We start from the raw sequence: 17,502 nt of genomic DNA on the forward strand, positions 1-17,502 counted from the left end.
AACAAAAAACCGCAGGACTGATATGAATGCCCCTCTTTTGAGCGATCTTGAAACCGCTGTTCTGAACCGGGAAGATGTCGGATGGCGCTGGCCGACCTTTGGGGTGCTGTCCCTTTGCGCGGTGGTTTGGGGTGGGGCGCTGTTATTGCCAGCAGGTTGGGAAGGGCTGCAATGGGGGTTGTTGGTTTTTGCGCTGACGTTACATTCCTCACTCAGCCATGAGATTTTGCACGATGGGTTTTTCCGCAGCATAGAGGCGAACAGCGCCCTGGGGCTGTTTCAGCCGGGATTATTTGTGCCCTATCTGCGGTTTCGTGCCCTGCATCTGGAACATCACCGGGATGCGGATCTGACCGACCCTTATGATGATCCCGAAAGTGCCTATCTGGATCCGGCGGTCTGGCGCAGCTTGCCGGTCTGGCAGCAGCATGTGCTGCGGTTCAATAATACGCTATTGGGGCGGATGGTAGTGGGGCCGGTGATCGGCATGGCGGGATTTCTGCGCGGGGATCTGCGCCGCATCCGACATGGCGCGCGGGAGGTGATCTGGCATTGGCTGGCCCATCTGCCGGGAGTTGTGCTGACGCTGTGGCTGGTGTCGCTGTCCTCGGTCTCTCTCTGGGCCTATCTGGGGGCCTGTTACGGCGCAATGTCGGTTCTGCGCATCCGCACCTTTCTGGAGCATCGCGCCCATGAGCGCAGTGCAGGCCGGTCGGTGGTGATTGAGGATCGGGGTGTATTGGCGTTTTTGTTTCTGAACAATAACTTCCATGCGGTGCACCATGCCCATCCGCAGGTGGCCTGGTATCATCTGCCCGCGCTTTATCGGGCGGGCAAGGATAAGTTTCTGCTGGGCAATCAGGGCTATGTCTATCGATCTTATGGCCAGATCATCGCGCGGTATTTTCTAAGGGCAAAAGACCCTGTGGCACATCCGCTCTGGCAGCCGAAAGAGGATTAAGCCTATAGGGGAGGCATGACAGCGTTTTTGCCTGACCTTTGGATCCTCATTTCCCTGACTGCGGCGGTTTTCCAGACCGTGCGCTTTATGCTGCAAAAACATCTGGCCACTGCAACGCTGAGCGCGGCGGGGGCGACGTTTTCGCGGTTCTTTTATGCGCTGCCTTTTGTAACCCTGTTGCTGCTGGCTTATCTCGCGGTTGAAAACGCCACCCTGCCGGAGGTCGGTGCGGGTTTTTGGGGGTTTGGGCTGCTGGGGGCCTGTTCGCAGATCACCGCAACGGTCTGTGCGGTGCTGTTGTTCAAGCAACGCAATTTTGCGGTGGGCATGACCTTTACCAAGACAGAGGTGATCCAGACGGTGCTGGTGGGCTGGCTGTTGCTGGGTGAAGGTGTGTCGGCCTTTGGCTTTGTGGCGATTGCGATCGGGATTGTCGGGCTGTTGCTGTTATCCGCTGTACCCAATGCGACCGGATTCAAGCTGCGTGATCTGGGCAACCGGGCCTCGGCGCTGGGGATTGCATCGGGGGTGTTGTTTGCCTTTTCTGCGGTTAGTTATCGCGGCGCGACCCTTGCTGTTGCGGCAGATGATCCGTTTTTGCGGGCGGGGCTGACGCTGACGGTGGTGGTGGCGATGCAGACGGTGATCATGCTGGTCTGGTTGCGGCTGCGCGAACCGGGGCAGATCGGTGCGGTCTGGCGCGCGCGCAAAGTGGCGGTCTGGATCGGGTTGACCTCGATGGCGGGATCGCTGTGTTGGTTCATCGCTTTTGCCTTGCAGAACGCAGCCTATGTCAAAGCGGTGGGTCAGGTGGAGATTATTTTCAGCATTGCGGCTTCGGTTCTGTTCTTTCGTGAAAAGATCTCCGCAAGAGAGTGGCTTGGCATGGCGATCCTGCTGGTGTCGATCCTGCTGCTGATTTTGGTGATCTGACCGGGCCGGTTCATCCGCAGCCCACGGGTGAAGGCCAAAGGCGTAATGTTCGGGTGCAGTTGGACGTTTGCATTAGCCGTTCATCGGTCTGCCACGCAGGCGTAGAAACAGGCTTTCCTCGTCGTTGTTTTTGAAAAACGGCACGGACTCTGGTGGGGTGCGGTCTTTGGCGCGGGCTTCAACCTCTGCCATCACCACCTCTGTGATAAACGGCATGTCAAAGGATCGTGCCTCGCTGAGGGGCACCCATTGCAGGTGGCTCAGCTCGTCAGAGGCGGCCTCAAAATCATCCAGATCAGAGGCAATGTCATCTGCATCCACCAGAAAGAACCTTGCGTCAAACCGGCGGGGGCGGCCCGGTGGGGTCAGGGCACGGAAGCTGAATTGCAGGGCGGAGGCGGCGGGCAGGTGGCCAGTGGCGGCGAAAGTTTCCCAATCGGCGGGCGGGGGCCGGTCCCATTCGCCCTTGGTGCCAAGGATCAGGCCGGTTTCTTCCCAAAGCTCGCGTATGGCGGCGACGGCGATGGCATGGGCCAATGTCGCATCCGCATCTTCACACAGGCGCGTGGCGCAGAGATCGGGCAGCGGGCTGGCCAGCGGAATATCAGCGTCACCTGCATCTACGGCACCGCCGGGGAAAACGAATTTATTGGGCATAAACACAGCCTTGGCCCCGCGCTGCCCCATCAGGATGCGTGGTGCGTCAAATCTGTCGCGCAACACGATCACCGTGGCTGCATTGCGTATCTGGCTTTTGTCGATGCTCATGCCTTTATCCCTTTACAAGGGATGTCAGGTATCGTCCCCGAAACCGCCCATGCCCTTGGCCCACTGAAATCCGATCATTGCGCCTTTCAGTCTGGGCAGAAGGTAGAGGGACAAGCCGACGCAGCCAACCGCAAAAATGCTGAACAGGGTCAGTGGCTCGGGGCGCCAGGTGACAAAGACGATATGCAACAGCGGTGCCAACAGATGGCCGACGATCAGGATGGTCAGATAAGCCGGCCCGTCATCCGCGCGGTGGTGGTGGAATTCCTGACGGCACACGGCGCAGTCGTGATTGACCTTGAGATATCCGTTAAGCAACGGACCGGAGCCGCAGTTGGGGCATTTCCCACGCCAGCCGCGCAGCATCGCCTGCCAACGGGGACGTTCGGTGCTGGGCGCAGAAAAGTCGGCAGGGGTGTCTGCGAGATGTGCGTGCTCGGTCATAGGTATTCCTTTTGATGTCTTTCATTTGCGCCTCATTCGGCGGGAAATAAAGGGCACAGGCGGAAATTGCGGCGCGATGTCGCAAGTTTCTACAAAAAATGTGAAATATCTGCGACGGAATTCAGCGAACCGCCCGTTTGATGATCACTGGACCCGAAACAATGGGCCCCAAGATCACAAATGGAGTAACCCAATGATCAATGCGACATATATCAAGATTGCCTTGCTGGCGGGACTTATTGCCGTTGGCGGTACTGCACAGGCCAAGAGCGGTGACAAGGACACCAAAGCGATGTTCGAGCAGATCGACGCAGATGGCAATGGCGCGGTCACACCTGAAGAGTTGAACGCACATGCGCAGGCCCGTTTTGCGGCGGCGGATACGGATAGTGACGGGTTTCTGACTGCTGAGGAAATGCAGGCGCAGCGTGTCGATCGTGGCAGCAAGCGTGCCGCCAAGATGTTGGAACGCCATGACACCAACAAGGATGGCAAGCTGGATGCGGCAGAGCTGGAAGCCGCCTCGGAAGGGCGTCACGGCAAACGGGCGGCCAAGATGATGAAGCGCGTCGATGCCAATGGCGATGGCAAGCTGTCCTATGAGGAGATGAACGCGCGGCGCGATCCGGCCAAGATGTTCGCCAAGCTGGATGCCAATGATGATGGCAGCCTGAGTGCGGAGGAATTTGACAAGGCCCGCAAGCATCTGGGCCGGGGGCACCACGGTAAAGATCACGCGCGCAAAGCTGACTGAGGTATGGACCGGGGGCGCTTGATTTGCGCCCCCGAGACGCTTAGCGATGATGGATATGTCCAACTCTCCTCAGACTGCGCCGGGTGATGATGCCGAGGCGGCCTTGTTGCAGCGCTATGCAGCAGGGGATGGTGCAGCGGCAAGGATGTTGGCGACGGCGCTGACGCCGCGACTTTACGCGCATGCGCTGCGCGTCCTGGGGGATACGGCCGAGGCAGAGGATGTCACACAAGATGCCTTGTTGCGTCTGTGGAAGATTGCGCCGGATTGGCGCAGTGGTGAGGCCAAGGTCAGCACATGGCTCTACCGTGTGGTGGCCAATCTCTGTACTGACCGCCTGCGCAAGCGGCGCAGCACCGGGTTGGATGATATTGATGAACCTGCTGATACGGCGGCCAGTGTGGAACAACGGATGCAGGATGCGGCCCGCGCGGATGCCTTGCAAAAGGCGTTGGATTGTTTGCCGGACCGGCAGAGACAGGCGGTGGTCTTGCGCCACATTGATGGGTTGGCCAACCCAGAGATTGCAGTGATTCTGGAGACCGGGATCGAAGCGGTGGAAAGCCTGACCGCGCGGGGGAAGCGAGCGCTGACGCAGGCCTTGGCCGGACAACGGGATGCCTTGGGGTATGAGAATGATGGATGAGAATGTGAACGACACGGAGCTTGAGGCCTTGTTTCAACAGGCCCGCGCCACAGCGCCGCAGATGCCTGACGGGTTGCTGGCACGGGTGCTGTCTGACGCTGAAACCATGCAGCCCGCCCCCCCGCGTCGGGGCTGGCAGGCGGTGTTCAGCGCCTTGGGCGGTTTGCCGGGTATGGGCGGTTTGATCACGGCAAGCTGTCTGGGGTTTTGGCTGGGCGTGGCACCGCCCACAGGTTTGCCCGATCTGGCGGGCACGGTTCTGGGGATAGAGAACACGTTGGAGGCGGATATCAATGTGAGTACGTTGACCGCATTCGGTTGGGATATTGAGGAAAGCTAGGATGACACAGACACCACAGCCACGGCGCACAAGGGGGCGTGTTCTAAAATGGGCTTTTGGGATATCCTTGGCGTTGAACCTTGTTTTTGTGGGAATTTTCGCCGGTGCGGCCCTGCGTCATGCCGGGGGTAAACGTGGCTGGCACCCCAAATCGGAGGCGGGGCATTCTTCCGGCGTGTCTTTTGTGCGGTCCTTGTCGCAGGAAGACAGGCGGGCGCTGCGTGATGATCTGAAGGACGGGGAAAGGGATTTGCCAAGCCGTGCGGAGCGGCGTGCCCTGCATCAGGAGTTGATCGCGGTTCTGCGCGCCGAACAGTTTGACGCGGCAAAGCTAGAGCAATTGCTGGCGGCGCAGACAGCGGCGGCGGAACAGTTTTCCGGTGAGGTGCAGGCCGCGTGGTTGCGACGGGTCGGCACCCTCTCGTTGCAGGAGCGTCAAGAGGTGGCGGAAAGGTTGGACGAGATGCTGAAACGCCCCAAGCGCAAAGGGCCTAAACGCCCGTGAGCGCGGGTTCGCTTGCCCATGGCTGCGGCGCGGGGTAGGGAGCCTGTGGTCAACGCGGAGCTGTAAAAGTGGAATTCAAAGACGAAAACGAAGTTCTTGCCGTGGCGCGGGCCTCAACAGGGCGGCGCATTCTGGGGCTAACGTCCCTTGGATTGCTGGGCGTATTGTTGATTTACATCGCTTTTGTCCGGCCCCCGTCGCTGGGTTGGCAGGTGTTCTTGATCGCGCTGGGTGCGGGGGCTCTGTGGCTTACCGACAGGATGCGCAGGTCGACCGCCAGCTGGATCGAGCTGACCCCGACGGAATTGCGCGATGGTGATGGCACGGTGATCGCGCGCGTGGCCGATATTCAAACCATGGACCGCGGCGTTTTTGCCTTCAAACCCTCGAACGGTTTCCTGCTCAAGACCGCAGGTGCATCGCAAGATGCACCACGTGCCTGGCGGCCCGGTCTGTGGTGGCGCACAGGGCGGCGCATCGGGATTGGCGGGATGACACCGGGCAGTCAGACCAAATTCATGTCCGAAGTCTTATCCGCTATGATGGCAACACGCGGCCCGCACCAATAGGGCGGACCGCGTGCGTTTGGGGTAAACAAATACTGGTTACGTGAACGTGCCGTTGTTCACCGGGACTTAGTTACATTCGAGCCAGCAGACCCGTGGGGCAAAGCGCGGGCGGGTGAAGACAAAGTTGGTGATCTCGCGTTGTTCCAGCCCTGTTTTGAAGGGCGGCTCATAGGTGCTCCAGGTTTCGACGAGCATGATGCGTTCATTGTCGGGGATCGTCGGCAGCCTGTTGACCCAGTCTCTGACGTCGCCATTGCTGAGTTCCGGCTTGCCACCGCTGGATTTTGACCAGTCCCGATAGAAGCGGGCATTGTCCGCGTCAAAGTAAAGCGAGGTCACCCGCAGTGCGGAATGGCTTCGGCTGTTGGACATATAGTTAAACAGCTGCAACGACCCATCCAAATAGGCTTGATCCAGCGGTGCCGTCTCACGCGAGATGGAGTCACCGATTGAAAAGGCGGCCTTGTGGTTGATGCTATAGGTTCTGAAGGCGTGGAAGATCGAAAACACCGACAGGAAGGTCCAGAACATCACCGGCAAGATGATCATTGCTTCAACCGCAATGGTGCCGTCATCATTGCGCAGAAAGCCGCGCAGCCGGGTTTTTACACGTGCAATCCACATCTTTACGGCTCCTGTACAAAGGCGGCGATCGAGACCATTTTGGCCCGTCCAGTCCCGTCTTTTTCAAATTCACGGCCCAGACCGGTGGTCGGATAGACCGGATTAAACCTGACGCAGGCGCGCAGCATCATCATCTGGTTGGCCTCGCCAAGGGTGAAACCGCGCACGGGCTTTGCTGGCTGAGAGGTGTCAACACAGTCGACTTCCGGGTCAAAGCGGGTGAAGGCGCGTGGGTCCACAGTTGTCATCTCAAGGCGCAGTGTCTCGTCGCAGTTTTCAAGCCACCCTGAATTGTCACAGATCAACTGTTTGATCTCGTTATGCGTAAACGTCCGGTTGGTGTTCAGGCGGACGTAACGCACCGCAATGTCGAGCCCGCGATCAAGATACATCTGCCGCATGGAGTAGATGCCCATTTCGATCGCCATCAGGAAGACACTGAACAGCAGGGGAACGAAGATTGCGAATTCGATCAGAAGGGCGGCGCCGTCTTCATCACGGCGGAACCGTCGCAGAAACTTATGTACGGGCTGTATCATTGTGTGAGCCTCAACTGGTTGATCTGGCGGGCGATGGAGTCAAACGCTTCTGTGATCTCGATACCTTCCACCCGGAAGAAATGGCTGGGTGAGGAGGCGCAATCACGCATCACGTTGGCACCATGGTCTGTCACTTCGAACCCGATAGACCAGATTACGATATTGTTTTCCTTGGCCGCGTCGCAGATGTCGCTGAGCAGGCTGTCGGCAAAACTTGGCGTGTATTTGGTGTACTTCCAGCGCCAGTGGTCACGAGAGCGGACATGCCGGTTCAGGTAATAGTTCAGCGGGTATTTGCTCCAGTGCAGCCAGTGGCTTTCGCGGGCATAGACATAGTCCTTGACGATGCGCTGGGTCGAAACGTTTTCACCATCGGTCATCAGGATGATGGTTTTCAATGTTTCGTTTGTGCCGGGGGCATCTGGATCGGGATAGGCGGCAGGCCGGTCGCGGAAGGCTTCGTCAACTTCCGGCAGCGCCGAATTAAATGCCTGCCATGCCGGATCAAGCATGCCAACACCCCATTTCATGCCCAGATGGATGGCCGTGTTCGCCCGCGGACGGAACTGGTTGATCTGGGCTTTCAGGGCTTCTTTGTCCTGTGAGAAGGCAGTGATTGCCTCATAGGGCTGTTTCGGGCAGCCTGGGTTGGTGATTGCATTCTCTGACCGGCTGCCATTCCAGCTATAGCCTGCATCAAAATGCTGCATGTGTTCATAGGGTTCACTGCCCTGAACATGGCCGGCGTAGATGGCAGGGTAGCCGAAATCAGCATCGGTGAAATCGATGCAGTGGGAATAATCATGGGTCTGGTCGACATCCATCAGATCAAAGATATCTTTGCCAGCGTTCACCTGTGCGGTGTAGGGCACAACGGAGACAGAAATCAGATCTCTGGTTTCCTCTTTCAGGACGGCATCCAGAAAGGACCCTGCGGCGTCATGCAGGTTTGACATCTTGTTGTTGTGGCGCATGGAACCGGAGATATCGAGTACCATCGAGATCTCGACCTTGTTTACCTTTTCTTCGGCAGTCGAAACACTTGGCACTGACAATGAGTCAACACCAAGGAAGTCCATGAATTGCGTGTCGACATTGGCTGTGGCATCAACTGTTACCGTACGGTAGTTCAGCCCCTGATCCACAGTCACTTCGGAAACGAAGTCGGCCATGCCAGATTTGGCAAAGTAATCCCGCACAACCGCTTCGGGTTGCAGTCGCTGGTCCAGATCGGCGGCAGCAAGAACAGCACGGTCGGCCACCGCTTGAATGCGGGTCCGTTCCATTTCGTGGCGCATCATGTCCACGCCGATGCCACCAACCATGATCATCATGAAAACCATGAAACAGGCAAAGATGGTGACAACCCCGTCCTCGTCCTTTGCAAAATTGCGATAGAATGTCGCCAGATCACTTAGATCAGCGCGTTTTTTACGCAGTAGTTGTGTCATCGTAGTTAACCTTTCCAGCCAAACCCCTTCAGGGCGTCCCAGACAAGCGGGCGGACTTTTCCTTGCGACTGTTGTGACGTGCCAACGTGGCGGAAATGGGGCGAATTATAGGCAAATACGGGCATTTTATGTGGTTTTTAATCAACTGTGAGGCTGGAATCATGGGGGCTGTTTCCGGCTTGTGGACAGTCCTCGCTTTGTCGCCTGATTCTTGCCCTGCACAAGAGATGGCATGTTAACGATGAATAAAGTCGCACCTTGCAAACTCGGGGGTTAGGGTAACGGCGGGGCATCCAACAGGTTGCTGAGTCGCGACAGCGATGAGGCACCCAGACCGCTGCCCTCGAACATGGACAGGAGAGACCGATGCAGTCATCAAACGAACCGAGTTTTCGCGAAAGCGTGGATATCATGTTTAACCGCGCCGTTGCATTGATGGATCTGCCACCGGGGCTGGAAGAGAAAATCCGCGTTTGCAACGCCACCTACACTGTGCGTTTTGGTGTGCGTCTGCGCGGCAAGATCCAGACATTCACCGGTTACCGTTCGGTCCATTCCGAACATATGGAGCCGGTCAAAGGCGGTATCCGTTATTCGCTTGGGGTGAATCAGGATGAGGTTGAAGCGCTGGCCGCTTTGATGACCTATAAATGTTCACTGGTAGAGGCCCCCTTTGGTGGGTCCAAAGGCGGGCTATGTATTGATCCGCGTGAATATGACGAGCATGAGCTTGAATTGATCACCCGCCGCTTTGCCTATGAGTTGATCAAGCGCGATATGATCAACCCGGCCCAGAACGTGCCCGCCCCCGATATGGGCACCGGCGAGCGCGAAATGGCCTGGATTGCGGATCAGTACAAACGCATGAACACCACCGACATCAACGGCGTGGCCTGTGTGACCGGGAAACCGACCAATGCGGGCGGCATTCAGGGCCGCACCGAAGCGACCGGGCGCGGCGTGCAATATGCGCTGCACGCATTTTTCCGCGACAAACAGGGTATGGAAAAGGCCGGGCTGACTGGCAAGCTGAAGGACAAGCGGGTTGTCGTGCAGGGGCTGGGCAACGTGGGCTATCACGCGGCCAAGTTCCTGAGCGAGGAAGACGGTTGCAAGATCACCGCGATCATTGAGCGCGACGGTGCCTTGCATGATGAAAACGGGCTGGATGTGCAGGCGGTTTATGATTGGATCGGCAAACATGGCACGATTACCGGCTATCCAGACAGCAAGATGGAGGAGAATGGCGCGAAGCTGCTGGAGCTGGACTGTGACATCCTGATCCCGGCGGCGCTTGAAGGGGTGATCAACCTGAGCAATGCGGAACGCATCAAGGCACCACTGATTATCGAGGCCGCTAACGGACCGGTGACAGCGGGCGCGGATGAGATCCTGCGCGACAAGGGCTGTGTCATTATCCCGGATATGTATGCCAACGCGGGTGGTGTGACGGTGTCCTACTTTGAGTGGGTCAAGAACCTGAGCCATATCCGCTTTGGCCGGATGCAGCGCCGTCAGGAGGAATCGCGTCACCAGCTGGTGGTGGACGAGCTGGAGCGGTTGTCGGCAGACAGCGGCATCGGCTGGGAGCTGAGCCCGAACTTCAAAGAGAAGTATCTGCGCGGCGCGGGCGAGCTGGAGCTGGTGCGTTCCGGTTTGGATGACACAATGTCGACGGCCTATCAGTCGATGGCGGATGTCTGGCACGGGCGCGACGATGTAAAGGACCTGCGCACGGCGGCCTATCTGGTGTCGATTGACAAAGTGGCGGCAAGCTATCGCGCCAAAGGTTTGTGATACCGGCGAGATAAAAGGAAAGGGCGGGTGCCGCCCTTTCCAGACTGACAGGGCTGTTGGCACGGTGTGCTCGGGCCTGAAACATCTGATGAATTTTCACTTTCTTGAATAGACGCCCGATCATGGGCGGACAGGCTGTGCGCGGCGCGCTATGCCTGTGTCATGATGTTTGATCTTCCAGATGATGCGGCGCTCTATGCGGCCTTGCTGGCGCGGGATGCGCGGTTTGACGGGCGGGCCTATGTCGGCGTGACCTCTACCGGTGTATTTTGTCGCCTGACCTGTCCCGCGCGTAAACCCAAACGCGAGAACTGTGTGTTCTTTGACACGATGGGGGCCTGTATCGAAGCGGGGTTTCGCCCCTGCAAACGCTGCCACCCGATGGCACCGGCAGCAGAGGGCGAACCGGCCATAGCGGCCTTGTTGACGGCATTGCGCGAGGATCCGGCACGGCGCTGGCAGGAAAATGATGTGATTGCCATGGGGTTGGACCCGTCAACGGTGCGGCGCGCCTTCAAACGCCATTTCGGCATGACCTTCCTTGAGATGGCGCGGCTGACGCGGCTGCGCACGGGGGCGGCCGTTTTGCCGGAAGGCGGGCGGGTTATCGATGCACAGATCGAGGCGTCTTATGACAGCCCCGCCGCCTTTCGCCGTGCCTTTGGCAAATGGCTGGGGCTGGCCCCGTCGAAGTTTGTGTCGGATGCCACATTGCGGGCCGATTGGATCGAGACCAAGCTGGGGCCGATGATTGCGGTCAGCGATAAACATGCGCTGCATTTGCTGGAATTTGCCGAACGCAAGGCGCTGCCGGCGGAATTGAAACGGCTGTATGGTTTTGCCAAAGGGTCGCTGGGCTTTGGCCGCTTTGCCCCGACAGACCAGATAGAGGCCGAGATGGCGGCGTTTATGGCGGGGCAATCTGCCGATTTCCAGACTCGGCTGGCGCCTCTGGGCACAGCATTCACCCAAGAGGTCTGGCGGGCCTTGCGCGAGATACCGGCGGGGCAAACCCGCTCTTACGGGGAGGTGGCCAAAGCTATGGGCCGTCCCGAGGCGACACGGGCGGTGGCGCGGGCCAATGGGGCGAACCCGATTGCAATTGTGATTCCCTGTCATCGCGTGATTGGCGCGGATGGGGCGCTGACCGGATATGGTGGTGGTTTGTGGCGCAAACAGGCGTTGATCGAAATGGAGCGCGGATTTGCGCAGGGAACAGGAGGAAGATGATGGAATTTTCAGAAAAAGCGGCGGCGTTCCGGGGCTTGCATGCGAAGGGGGACCCGCTGGTTTTGCACAATATTTGGGATGCGGGATCGGCCAAGGCAGTGGCGGATGCAGGGGCCAGTGCGGTGGCAACGGGCAGCTGGGCCGTGGCCGCCGCACAGGGGTTTGCGGATGGTGAGGCGCTGCCGATGGCGGATGCCTTACGGGTGGCGGGGCAGGTGGCGGGGGCTGTGGAGGTGCCAGTCACGGTGGATTTTGAAGGCGGGTATGCGCTGACCCCGACAGAGGTGGCGGTGAATGCGGTGTTGCTGCGCGAGGCCGGGGCGGTTGGTATGAACTTCGAGGACCGCGTTGTCGGTGGCGAGGGGCTGCACCCTGTGCGCGATCAGGCCGCGCGGATTGCGGCGATCAGGGCGGCGCTGGGGCCCGCATTTTTCATCAATGCGCGCACGGATGTGTTTTTCTGCGGCGATACCGCGCCAGCGGCGGATCTGATGGTGCAGGCGGTTGCGCGCGCCAAGGCCTATGCCGAGGCCGGGGCAGATGGGATATTCGTGCCCGGTCTGGCGGATGCGGATCTGATCGCGCAGTTTTGCGGCGCGCAGGAGCTGCCGGTCAATGTGATGCGGATGGGCGATGCCCTGCCGATTGAAAAGCTGGCCAAAGCGGGTGTTGCACGGATCAGCCATGGGCCGGGGCCCTATATTGCTGCGATGAAGGCAATAGGTGCTGCTGCGGCGGTTTAATGTCGCTGATGGACCAGCTGGTGTAAAAAGCCGTTGTACCCTCGGGCGGGTGCTGCCTTTATGGCGGTAGGGCTAGAGAGGTTTTCATCATGCGGTTTTCAGGGTTGCGCGTGCTGCGCGAGGGGTTGAGCGGCAACAAGAGCTGGACGCCCCATTGGCGTGATCCTGAACCCAAGGCCGAATATGATGCGGTGATCATCGGCGGTGGCGGACATGGGTTAAGCACCGCATATTATCTGGCCAAGAACCACGGCATGACCAATATCGCGGTGCTGGAAAAAGGCTATCTTGGCGGCGGCAACGTCGGGCGCAACACCACGATTGTGCGGGCGAACTACGGGCTTGAGGGCAATTCGCAGTTTTATTCCCATTCGCTGAAGCTGTGGGAAGGGCTGGAGCAGGATCTAAACTACAATGCGATGATGTCGCAGCGCGGAATTATCAACCTTTGTCATTCCGACGGTCAGCGCGACGCCTTTGCGCGGCGCGGCAATATGATGGTGTCACAGGGTGATGATGCGGAATTGCTGAGCACAGAGGCGGTGCGCCATATGCTGCCCTATCTGGATTTCGACAATATCCGTTTTCCGATTTACGGCGGTTTGCTGCACCGGCGAGGTGGCACGGCGCGCCATGATGCGGTGGCCTGGGGGTTTGCGCGCGGGGCCGATCAGCGTGGCGTGGATCTGATCCAGCAGTGTGAGGTGACGGGGATCGACATCGAGAACGGTGTTGTGAAAGGCGTGCAGACCACCCGTGGGCCGATCCGCGCGAAAAAGGTAGGGGTGGTCGTCGCTGGGCGGTCGGGGCAGGTGGCGGCAATGGCCGGGATGCGCTTGCCGATTGAAAGCCATGTGTTGCAGGCCTTTGTCACCGAAGGGATCAAGCCGGTGATCGACCATGTTGTCAGCTTTGGCATGGGGCATTTCTACATCAGCCAGTCGGATAAGGGCGGATTGGTCTTTGGCGGTGATCTAGATTTTTATGCCTCTTATGCGCAGCGTGGCAATATGCCGATGATGGAGCATGTGATGGAGGCAGGGATGACCCTGATGCCGATGATCGGCAAGGCCAAGGTGCTGCGTTCTTGGGGCGGTATCATGGATATGACGCCGGATGGATCGCCCATCATCGACAAGACCGAGACCGAAGGTTTGTTTATCAATTGCGGCTGGTGTTACGGCGGCTTCAAGGCGGTGCCGGGATCGGGGGATGTTTTTGCGCATTTGATGGCTACGGGCAATCGCCATGAAGCGGCGGCAAAATACAGATTGGACCGGTTCCGCACCGGGGTCGGTTTGATGGATGAAGAGGCGACCGGATCGCAGCATAACCTGCACTAGCGCGGGATGAGAGTGCGGACAGTATATAAGGCCAAAAAGAGGGGCAAGTGGGTGCTTTGTTGGGAGGGATCACGTGAGAATTGAATGTCCGTTATGTGGAGATCGGGACCGACGTGAGTTTTATTATCAAGGTGCGGCAGTGATGTTGGCACGCCCTGAGGTAGAGGCCTCGGCAGAGGCATGGGATCACTATTTGCATCTGCGCGAGAACCCGGCGGGGGTGACCGAGGAATTATGGCATCATGAAGCGGGGTGCGGTGCCTGGCTGGTGGTGAAACGCGACACGCGCAGCCATGAGATTTCGGATGTGAAACTGGCGGCGGATGTGAAGCGGACCATGGGAGAAGCATCATGAGGGTTGCGGGCAAGGGCATTGTGGATCGCGGTCAGCCGGTGCGGTTTACCTTTGATGGTGTGGGGTATGACGGTTTTGCGGGGGATAGTCTTGCCTCGGCCCTTTTGGCGAATGGTGTGAGTTTGATGGGGCGGTCGTTCAAATACCACCGTCCGCGCGGGGTGCTGACGGCGGGCAGCGAAGAGCCGAATGCGCTGATCACGCTGGGGCAGGGCGCTGAGGCGGAGCCGAATTTGCGTGCCACACAGGTGGAGGTTTTTGAAGGGATGGTGGCGAAGAGCCAGAATGCCTGGCCGTCGCTGGATTTTGACGTGATGGCGGTGAATGATCTGGCGGCCCCGTTTCTGGGGGCCGGGTTTTATTACAAAACCTTCATGTGGCCCCGGAAGTTCTGGGAAGCGATTTACGAGCCGGTGATCCGCAAGGCGGCGGGTTTGGGTGCCTTGAGCGGGCAGAGCAATACGGACACCTATGAGAAGGCCTTTGCCTTTTGTGATCTGCTGGTGATTGGTGCGGGGCCTGCGGGGTTGATGGCGGCGCTGACCGCGGGGCGCAGCGGTCTGGATGTGATTCTGGCGGATGAAGACAGCGTGATGGGCGGGCGGTTGAACGCGGAAAGTGACGCCGTGGGACATCAGGCCGGCGCGGTTTGGGCTGCGGAGGTCGTGGCGGAACTGGCGGACATGGAGAATGTGCGGTTGATGTCGCGTACCACCGTGACCGGCGTTTATGACGGCGGCATGTATGGGGCGCTTGAGCGGGTGAACCAGCATACCGGGCAGCGGACAGGTGGCGCACCGCTGGAGTGTTTCTGGCGGATTGCGGCGAAACAGTCGGTGCTGGCAGCCGGGGCAATCGAGCGGCCTGTGGCGTTTCAGAACAATGACCGGCCCGGGATCATGATGGCCGGGGCGGTGCGGGCCTATCTGAACCGTTGGGGGGTAAGTCCCGGCAAACGGGTTGCGGTGTTTGGCAACAATGATGATGCGCACCGCACGGCGCGGGATCTGGTCAAGGCCGGTGTACATGTGGTGGCGCTGATCGACAGCCGCGCGGATGCGGTTGTTGAAGGGGCCGGATTTGCCATCTTCAAAGGCGCGCAGGTGTGTAATTCCGGCGGGCGCAAGGCGCTGGAGAGCATCACGCTGCGGCTGGCCTCGGGTGAAAAGGAGACCTTGCAAGTGGATTGTCTGGCCATGTCGGGGGGCTGGAACCCAACGGTGAACCTGACCTGTCATACCGGTGGGCGGCCAAGCTGGCGCGAGGATCTTCAGGCCTTTGTGCCGAGCGAAGGGGCTTTGGAGAATATGACTGTGGCGGGGGCCTGTAACGGGGTGTTCTCCACATTGGCCTGTCTGAAAGACGGTGTTGCGGCGGGCGCAGCGGCGGTGAAGGCGCTGGGTCGGAAGGCGGCGGATGTGGATCTGCCGGTGGCAGAGGATGCGGCGTACCGTATGGCACCGCTGTGGGCTGTGGCGGGCAAAGGGCGGGCCTGGCTGGATTTCCAGAACGATGTGTCCGTGAAGGACGTCAAACAGGCGGCTGTGGAGAATTTCAAATCTGTCGAGCATATGAAACGCTATACCACGCAGGGCATGGCAACGGATCAGGGGAAGAATTCGAACGTGGCCGCCTTGGCCATTCTGGCGGATGCCACAGGGCGCGGGATAGCGGAGACAGGGACGACCACGTTCCGACCACCCTACACGCCGGTCAGCATCGCGGCGATGGGAGCGGGCAGTCAGGGGCATGGGTTTGCGCCGGAACGCTGGACCACCTCGCATCAGGCGTCGGTGGAACGGGGGGCACCGATGATTGAGGCGGGGCTGTGGTACAGGCCAAGCTATTTCCCGAAGGCCGGAGAAGCGACATGGCGTGAAAGCTGTGATCGTGAGGTCGGGTATGTGCGCCGCGCGGTTGGTGTCTGTGATGTCTCGACGCTGGGCAAGATCGACATTCAGGGGCCAGATGCGGCGCAGCTGCTGGATTTTGTCTATACCAATATGTTTTCGACGCTGAAGGTCGGGCGGGTGCGCTATGGGCTGATGCTGCGCGAGGATGGGCATGTCATGGATGACGGCACCTGTGCGCGACTGGGTGAGCAGCATTTTGTCATGACCACCACAACGGCGGCGGCAGGCAATGTCATGCGTCATCTGGAGTTTGTAACCCAATGTCTGCATCCTGAATGGCAGGTCGCTTTTACCTCTGTCACCGAACAATGGGCGCAGTTTGCGATTGCTGGCCCCAAGGCGCGGGAGCTGTTGAACGGGCTGCTGGATGTGCCGATTGATGGCGAGAGCTGGCCGTTTATGGCTTGTGGTGGTGTCAGTGTTGGCGGGGTTCAGGGACGGTTGTTTCGGATCTCTTTCTCGGGTGAGCATGCTTATGAATTGGCGGTGCCTTCGCGCTTCGGAGCCAGCCTGTTTGATGTGCTGACAGCGCGGGCAGAGGCACTGGGCGGTGGGCCTTACGGCATGGAAGCGCTGAACGTGCTGCGGATCGAAAAAGGGTTCATCACCCATGCGGAGATTGAGGGGCGCGCAACGGCTTTTGATATTGGCATGGGGCGGATGATTTCTGCCAAGAAAGACTGTGTTGGCAAGGTGATGGCGGCGCGGGAGGGGCTGGTGGATGAGGACCGGCCACAGTTGGTCGGGGTGAAACCTGTTGAGGCGGAGGGCAAGCTGAGCGGCGGTGCGTTTCTGTTTGATCGCGCCGCGGATGCGATCCGGGTGAACCATCAGGGGCATGTGTCCTCTGTCGGGTATTCGCCGGACTGCGGGCGGATGATTGGTCTGGCGTTCCTGCGGCGCGGGCCAGAGAGGCTGGGCGAGGTGGTGCGCATGGTGGATCATATGCGCGGTATCGAAACCGAGGTGGAGATTTGTAATCCGGTGTTTGTGGATGAAGCAGGGGAGAGGGTGCGTGGTTGAATTAAAGGAACGAAGCGCCTGTGCGGGGCTGGTGCCGTTGAGTTTGGGCGCTGTCACGGTTGAGGAAGCGGGGTTTGCGCCGATGGCCTCTTTGTCTGCCTTTGGCGACACATCGGGATTGTCGGCTGCGCTGGAACGGGCGCATGGGGTAAAATTGCCGGCGGCGGGGCGCAGCACGGGCAAGGGCGGTCTGCGCTGTCTTTGGTTCGGGCGCGACGAGGTGATGTTGATCGGCGCTGCCCCGGATGCGGCGCTGGCTGATCATGCTGCTGTGGTGGATCAATCCGATGCCTGGGCGGTGGTGAACATCAGCGGTGCGGGCGCGGTGGATGTGTTGGCACGGCTGGTGCCGCTGGACCTGCGGGCAGGCACGTTCAAACGGGGCCATACGGCGCGCAGTCAGCTGGGGCATATGAATGCCTCGATCACCCGCACCGGGCCGGAAAGCTTTCAGATTATGGTGTTCCGCTCGATGGCCGGCACCTTATTGCATGATCTGAAACAGGCTATGGCGGCGGTGGCGTCACGCGGTTAACCTTTGGTTAAATCGAATCTGACGGGATG

Annotated in this window: 19 protein-coding genes; 14 read left to right on the plus strand and 5 right to left on the minus strand. The window is 59.3% G+C overall.

Going from position 1 to position 17,502, the window contains the following annotated elements; all coding sequences use genetic code 11:
• The first annotated feature begins 22 nt into the window (after positions 1-22).
• Together QQL78_RS03850 and QQL78_RS03855 are read left to right on the plus strand one after the other, a co-directional pair.
• Positions 23-961 (plus strand): fatty acid desaturase, encoded by a 939-nt coding sequence (locus tag QQL78_RS03850; protein ID WP_284370745.1) that lies wholly within the window; start codon positions 23-25, stop codon positions 959-961.
• Positions 962-976: 15 nt separating this feature from the next.
• Entirely contained in the window at positions 977-1,894 is a 918-nt protein-coding gene (locus QQL78_RS03855; protein ID WP_284370748.1) for a DMT family transporter, read from the plus strand.
• A 72-nt stretch (positions 1,895-1,966) separates the two neighbouring features.
• On the opposite strand, the gene QQL78_RS03860 is transcribed toward QQL78_RS03855, so the two are convergent.
• The gene (locus tag QQL78_RS03860; RefSeq protein WP_284370749.1) at positions 1,967-2,662 is read right to left on the minus strand and encodes an NUDIX hydrolase; all 696 of its coding nucleotides are present in this window, start codon (positions 2,660-2,662) and stop codon (positions 1,967-1,969) included.
• A gap of 24 nt (positions 2,663-2,686) precedes the next feature.
• Positions 2,687-3,028 carry a DUF983 domain-containing protein gene (locus tag QQL78_RS03865; protein ID WP_386258953.1) on the minus strand — a complete coding sequence of 114 codons (342 nt, stop codon included), beginning with the start codon at positions 3,026-3,028 and terminating at the stop codon, positions 2,687-2,689.
• A gap of 271 nt (positions 3,029-3,299) precedes the next feature.
• Here QQL78_RS03865 and QQL78_RS03870 point away from each other — a divergent pair, with 271 nt between their 5' ends.
• From QQL78_RS03870 to QQL78_RS03890, 5 genes are all read left to right on the plus strand, one after another.
• Positions 3,300-3,860 carry an EF-hand domain-containing protein gene (locus QQL78_RS03870; protein WP_284370753.1) on the plus strand — a complete coding sequence of 187 codons (561 nt, stop codon included), beginning with the start codon at positions 3,300-3,302 and terminating at the stop codon, positions 3,858-3,860.
• 55 nt (positions 3,861-3,915) lie between these two features.
• Positions 3,916-4,506, plus strand: coding sequence for an RNA polymerase sigma factor (locus QQL78_RS03875; protein ID WP_431358327.1), 591 nt, complete (start codon positions 3,916-3,918; stop codon positions 4,504-4,506).
• The gene (locus QQL78_RS03880; RefSeq protein WP_284370755.1) at positions 4,496-4,846 is read left to right on the plus strand and encodes a hypothetical protein; all 351 of its coding nucleotides are present in this window, start codon (positions 4,496-4,498) and stop codon (positions 4,844-4,846) included. The genes QQL78_RS03875 and QQL78_RS03880 overlap by 11 nt, the downstream gene beginning before the upstream one ends.
• 1 nt (position 4,847) lies before the next feature.
• Positions 4,848-5,351 carry a periplasmic heavy metal sensor gene (locus tag QQL78_RS03885; RefSeq protein ID WP_284370757.1) on the plus strand — a complete coding sequence of 168 codons (504 nt, stop codon included), beginning with the start codon at positions 4,848-4,850 and terminating at the stop codon, positions 5,349-5,351.
• Between the two features lie 68 nt (positions 5,352-5,419).
• Positions 5,420-5,920, plus strand: coding sequence for a hypothetical protein (locus QQL78_RS03890; RefSeq protein ID WP_284370759.1), 501 nt, complete (start codon positions 5,420-5,422; stop codon positions 5,918-5,920).
• A gap of 66 nt (positions 5,921-5,986) precedes the next feature.
• Here the strand turns inward: QQL78_RS03890 and QQL78_RS03895 are convergent, their stop codons facing one another.
• From QQL78_RS03895 to QQL78_RS03905, 3 genes are read right to left on the minus strand one after another with little or no spacing between them, the layout of a single operon-like run.
• Positions 5,987-6,544 carry a TadE/TadG family type IV pilus assembly protein gene (locus QQL78_RS03895; protein WP_284370762.1) on the minus strand — a complete coding sequence of 186 codons (558 nt, stop codon included), beginning with the start codon at positions 6,542-6,544 and terminating at the stop codon, positions 5,987-5,989.
• Positions 6,545-6,546: 2 nt separating this feature from the next.
• Positions 6,547-7,083, minus strand: a complete 537-nt coding sequence (locus QQL78_RS03900; protein ID WP_284370764.1) for a TadE/TadG family type IV pilus assembly protein — start codon at positions 7,081-7,083, stop codon at positions 6,547-6,549.
• A complete protein-coding gene (locus tag QQL78_RS03905; protein ID WP_284370767.1) occupies positions 7,080-8,534 on the minus strand; it encodes a TadE/TadG family type IV pilus assembly protein in 1,455 nt (484 codons plus the stop codon). The genes QQL78_RS03900 and QQL78_RS03905 overlap by 4 nt, the downstream gene beginning before the upstream one ends.
• A 366-nt stretch (positions 8,535-8,900) precedes the next feature.
• Between QQL78_RS03905 and QQL78_RS03910 the strand changes: the two genes are divergently transcribed.
• From QQL78_RS03910 to QQL78_RS03940, 7 genes are all read left to right on the plus strand, one after another.
• A complete protein-coding gene (locus tag QQL78_RS03910; RefSeq protein WP_284370769.1) occupies positions 8,901-10,331 on the plus strand; it encodes a Glu/Leu/Phe/Val family dehydrogenase in 1,431 nt (476 codons plus the stop codon).
• Positions 10,332-10,493: 162 nt separating this feature from the next.
• Positions 10,494-11,561, plus strand: coding sequence for a bifunctional transcriptional activator/DNA repair enzyme AdaA (locus QQL78_RS03915; RefSeq protein ID WP_284370770.1), 1,068 nt, complete (start codon positions 10,494-10,496; stop codon positions 11,559-11,561).
• Complete coding sequence (locus QQL78_RS03920; RefSeq protein ID WP_284370772.1) at positions 11,561-12,304, plus strand: isocitrate lyase/PEP mutase family protein; 744 nt, start codon at positions 11,561-11,563, stop codon at positions 12,302-12,304. Before QQL78_RS03915 ends, QQL78_RS03920 begins: the two co-directional genes overlap by 1 nt.
• An 89-nt stretch (positions 12,305-12,393) precedes the next feature.
• On the plus strand, positions 12,394-13,647 hold the full coding sequence (locus QQL78_RS03925) for a sarcosine oxidase subunit beta family protein (protein ID WP_284370774.1): 1,254 nt from the start codon (positions 12,394-12,396) through the stop codon (positions 13,645-13,647).
• Between the two features lie 73 nt (positions 13,648-13,720).
• Positions 13,721-14,002: a sarcosine oxidase subunit delta gene (locus QQL78_RS03930; RefSeq protein WP_284370775.1), complete on the plus strand. Its 282-nt coding sequence runs from the start codon at positions 13,721-13,723 to the stop codon at positions 14,000-14,002.
• Entirely contained in the window at positions 13,999-16,938 is a 2,940-nt protein-coding gene (locus QQL78_RS03935; RefSeq protein ID WP_284370777.1) for a sarcosine oxidase subunit alpha family protein, read from the plus strand. The genes QQL78_RS03930 and QQL78_RS03935 overlap by 4 nt, the downstream gene beginning before the upstream one ends.
• A complete protein-coding gene (locus QQL78_RS03940) occupies positions 16,931-17,473 on the plus strand; it encodes a sarcosine oxidase subunit gamma (protein WP_284370779.1) in 543 nt (180 codons plus the stop codon). Before QQL78_RS03935 ends, QQL78_RS03940 begins: the two co-directional genes overlap by 8 nt.
• Positions 17,474-17,502: the final 29 nt, after the last annotated feature.

The organism is Sulfitobacter pacificus (assembly GCF_030159975.1).
Classification (GTDB): domain Bacteria; phylum Pseudomonadota; class Alphaproteobacteria; order Rhodobacterales; family Rhodobacteraceae; genus Sulfitobacter; species Sulfitobacter pacificus.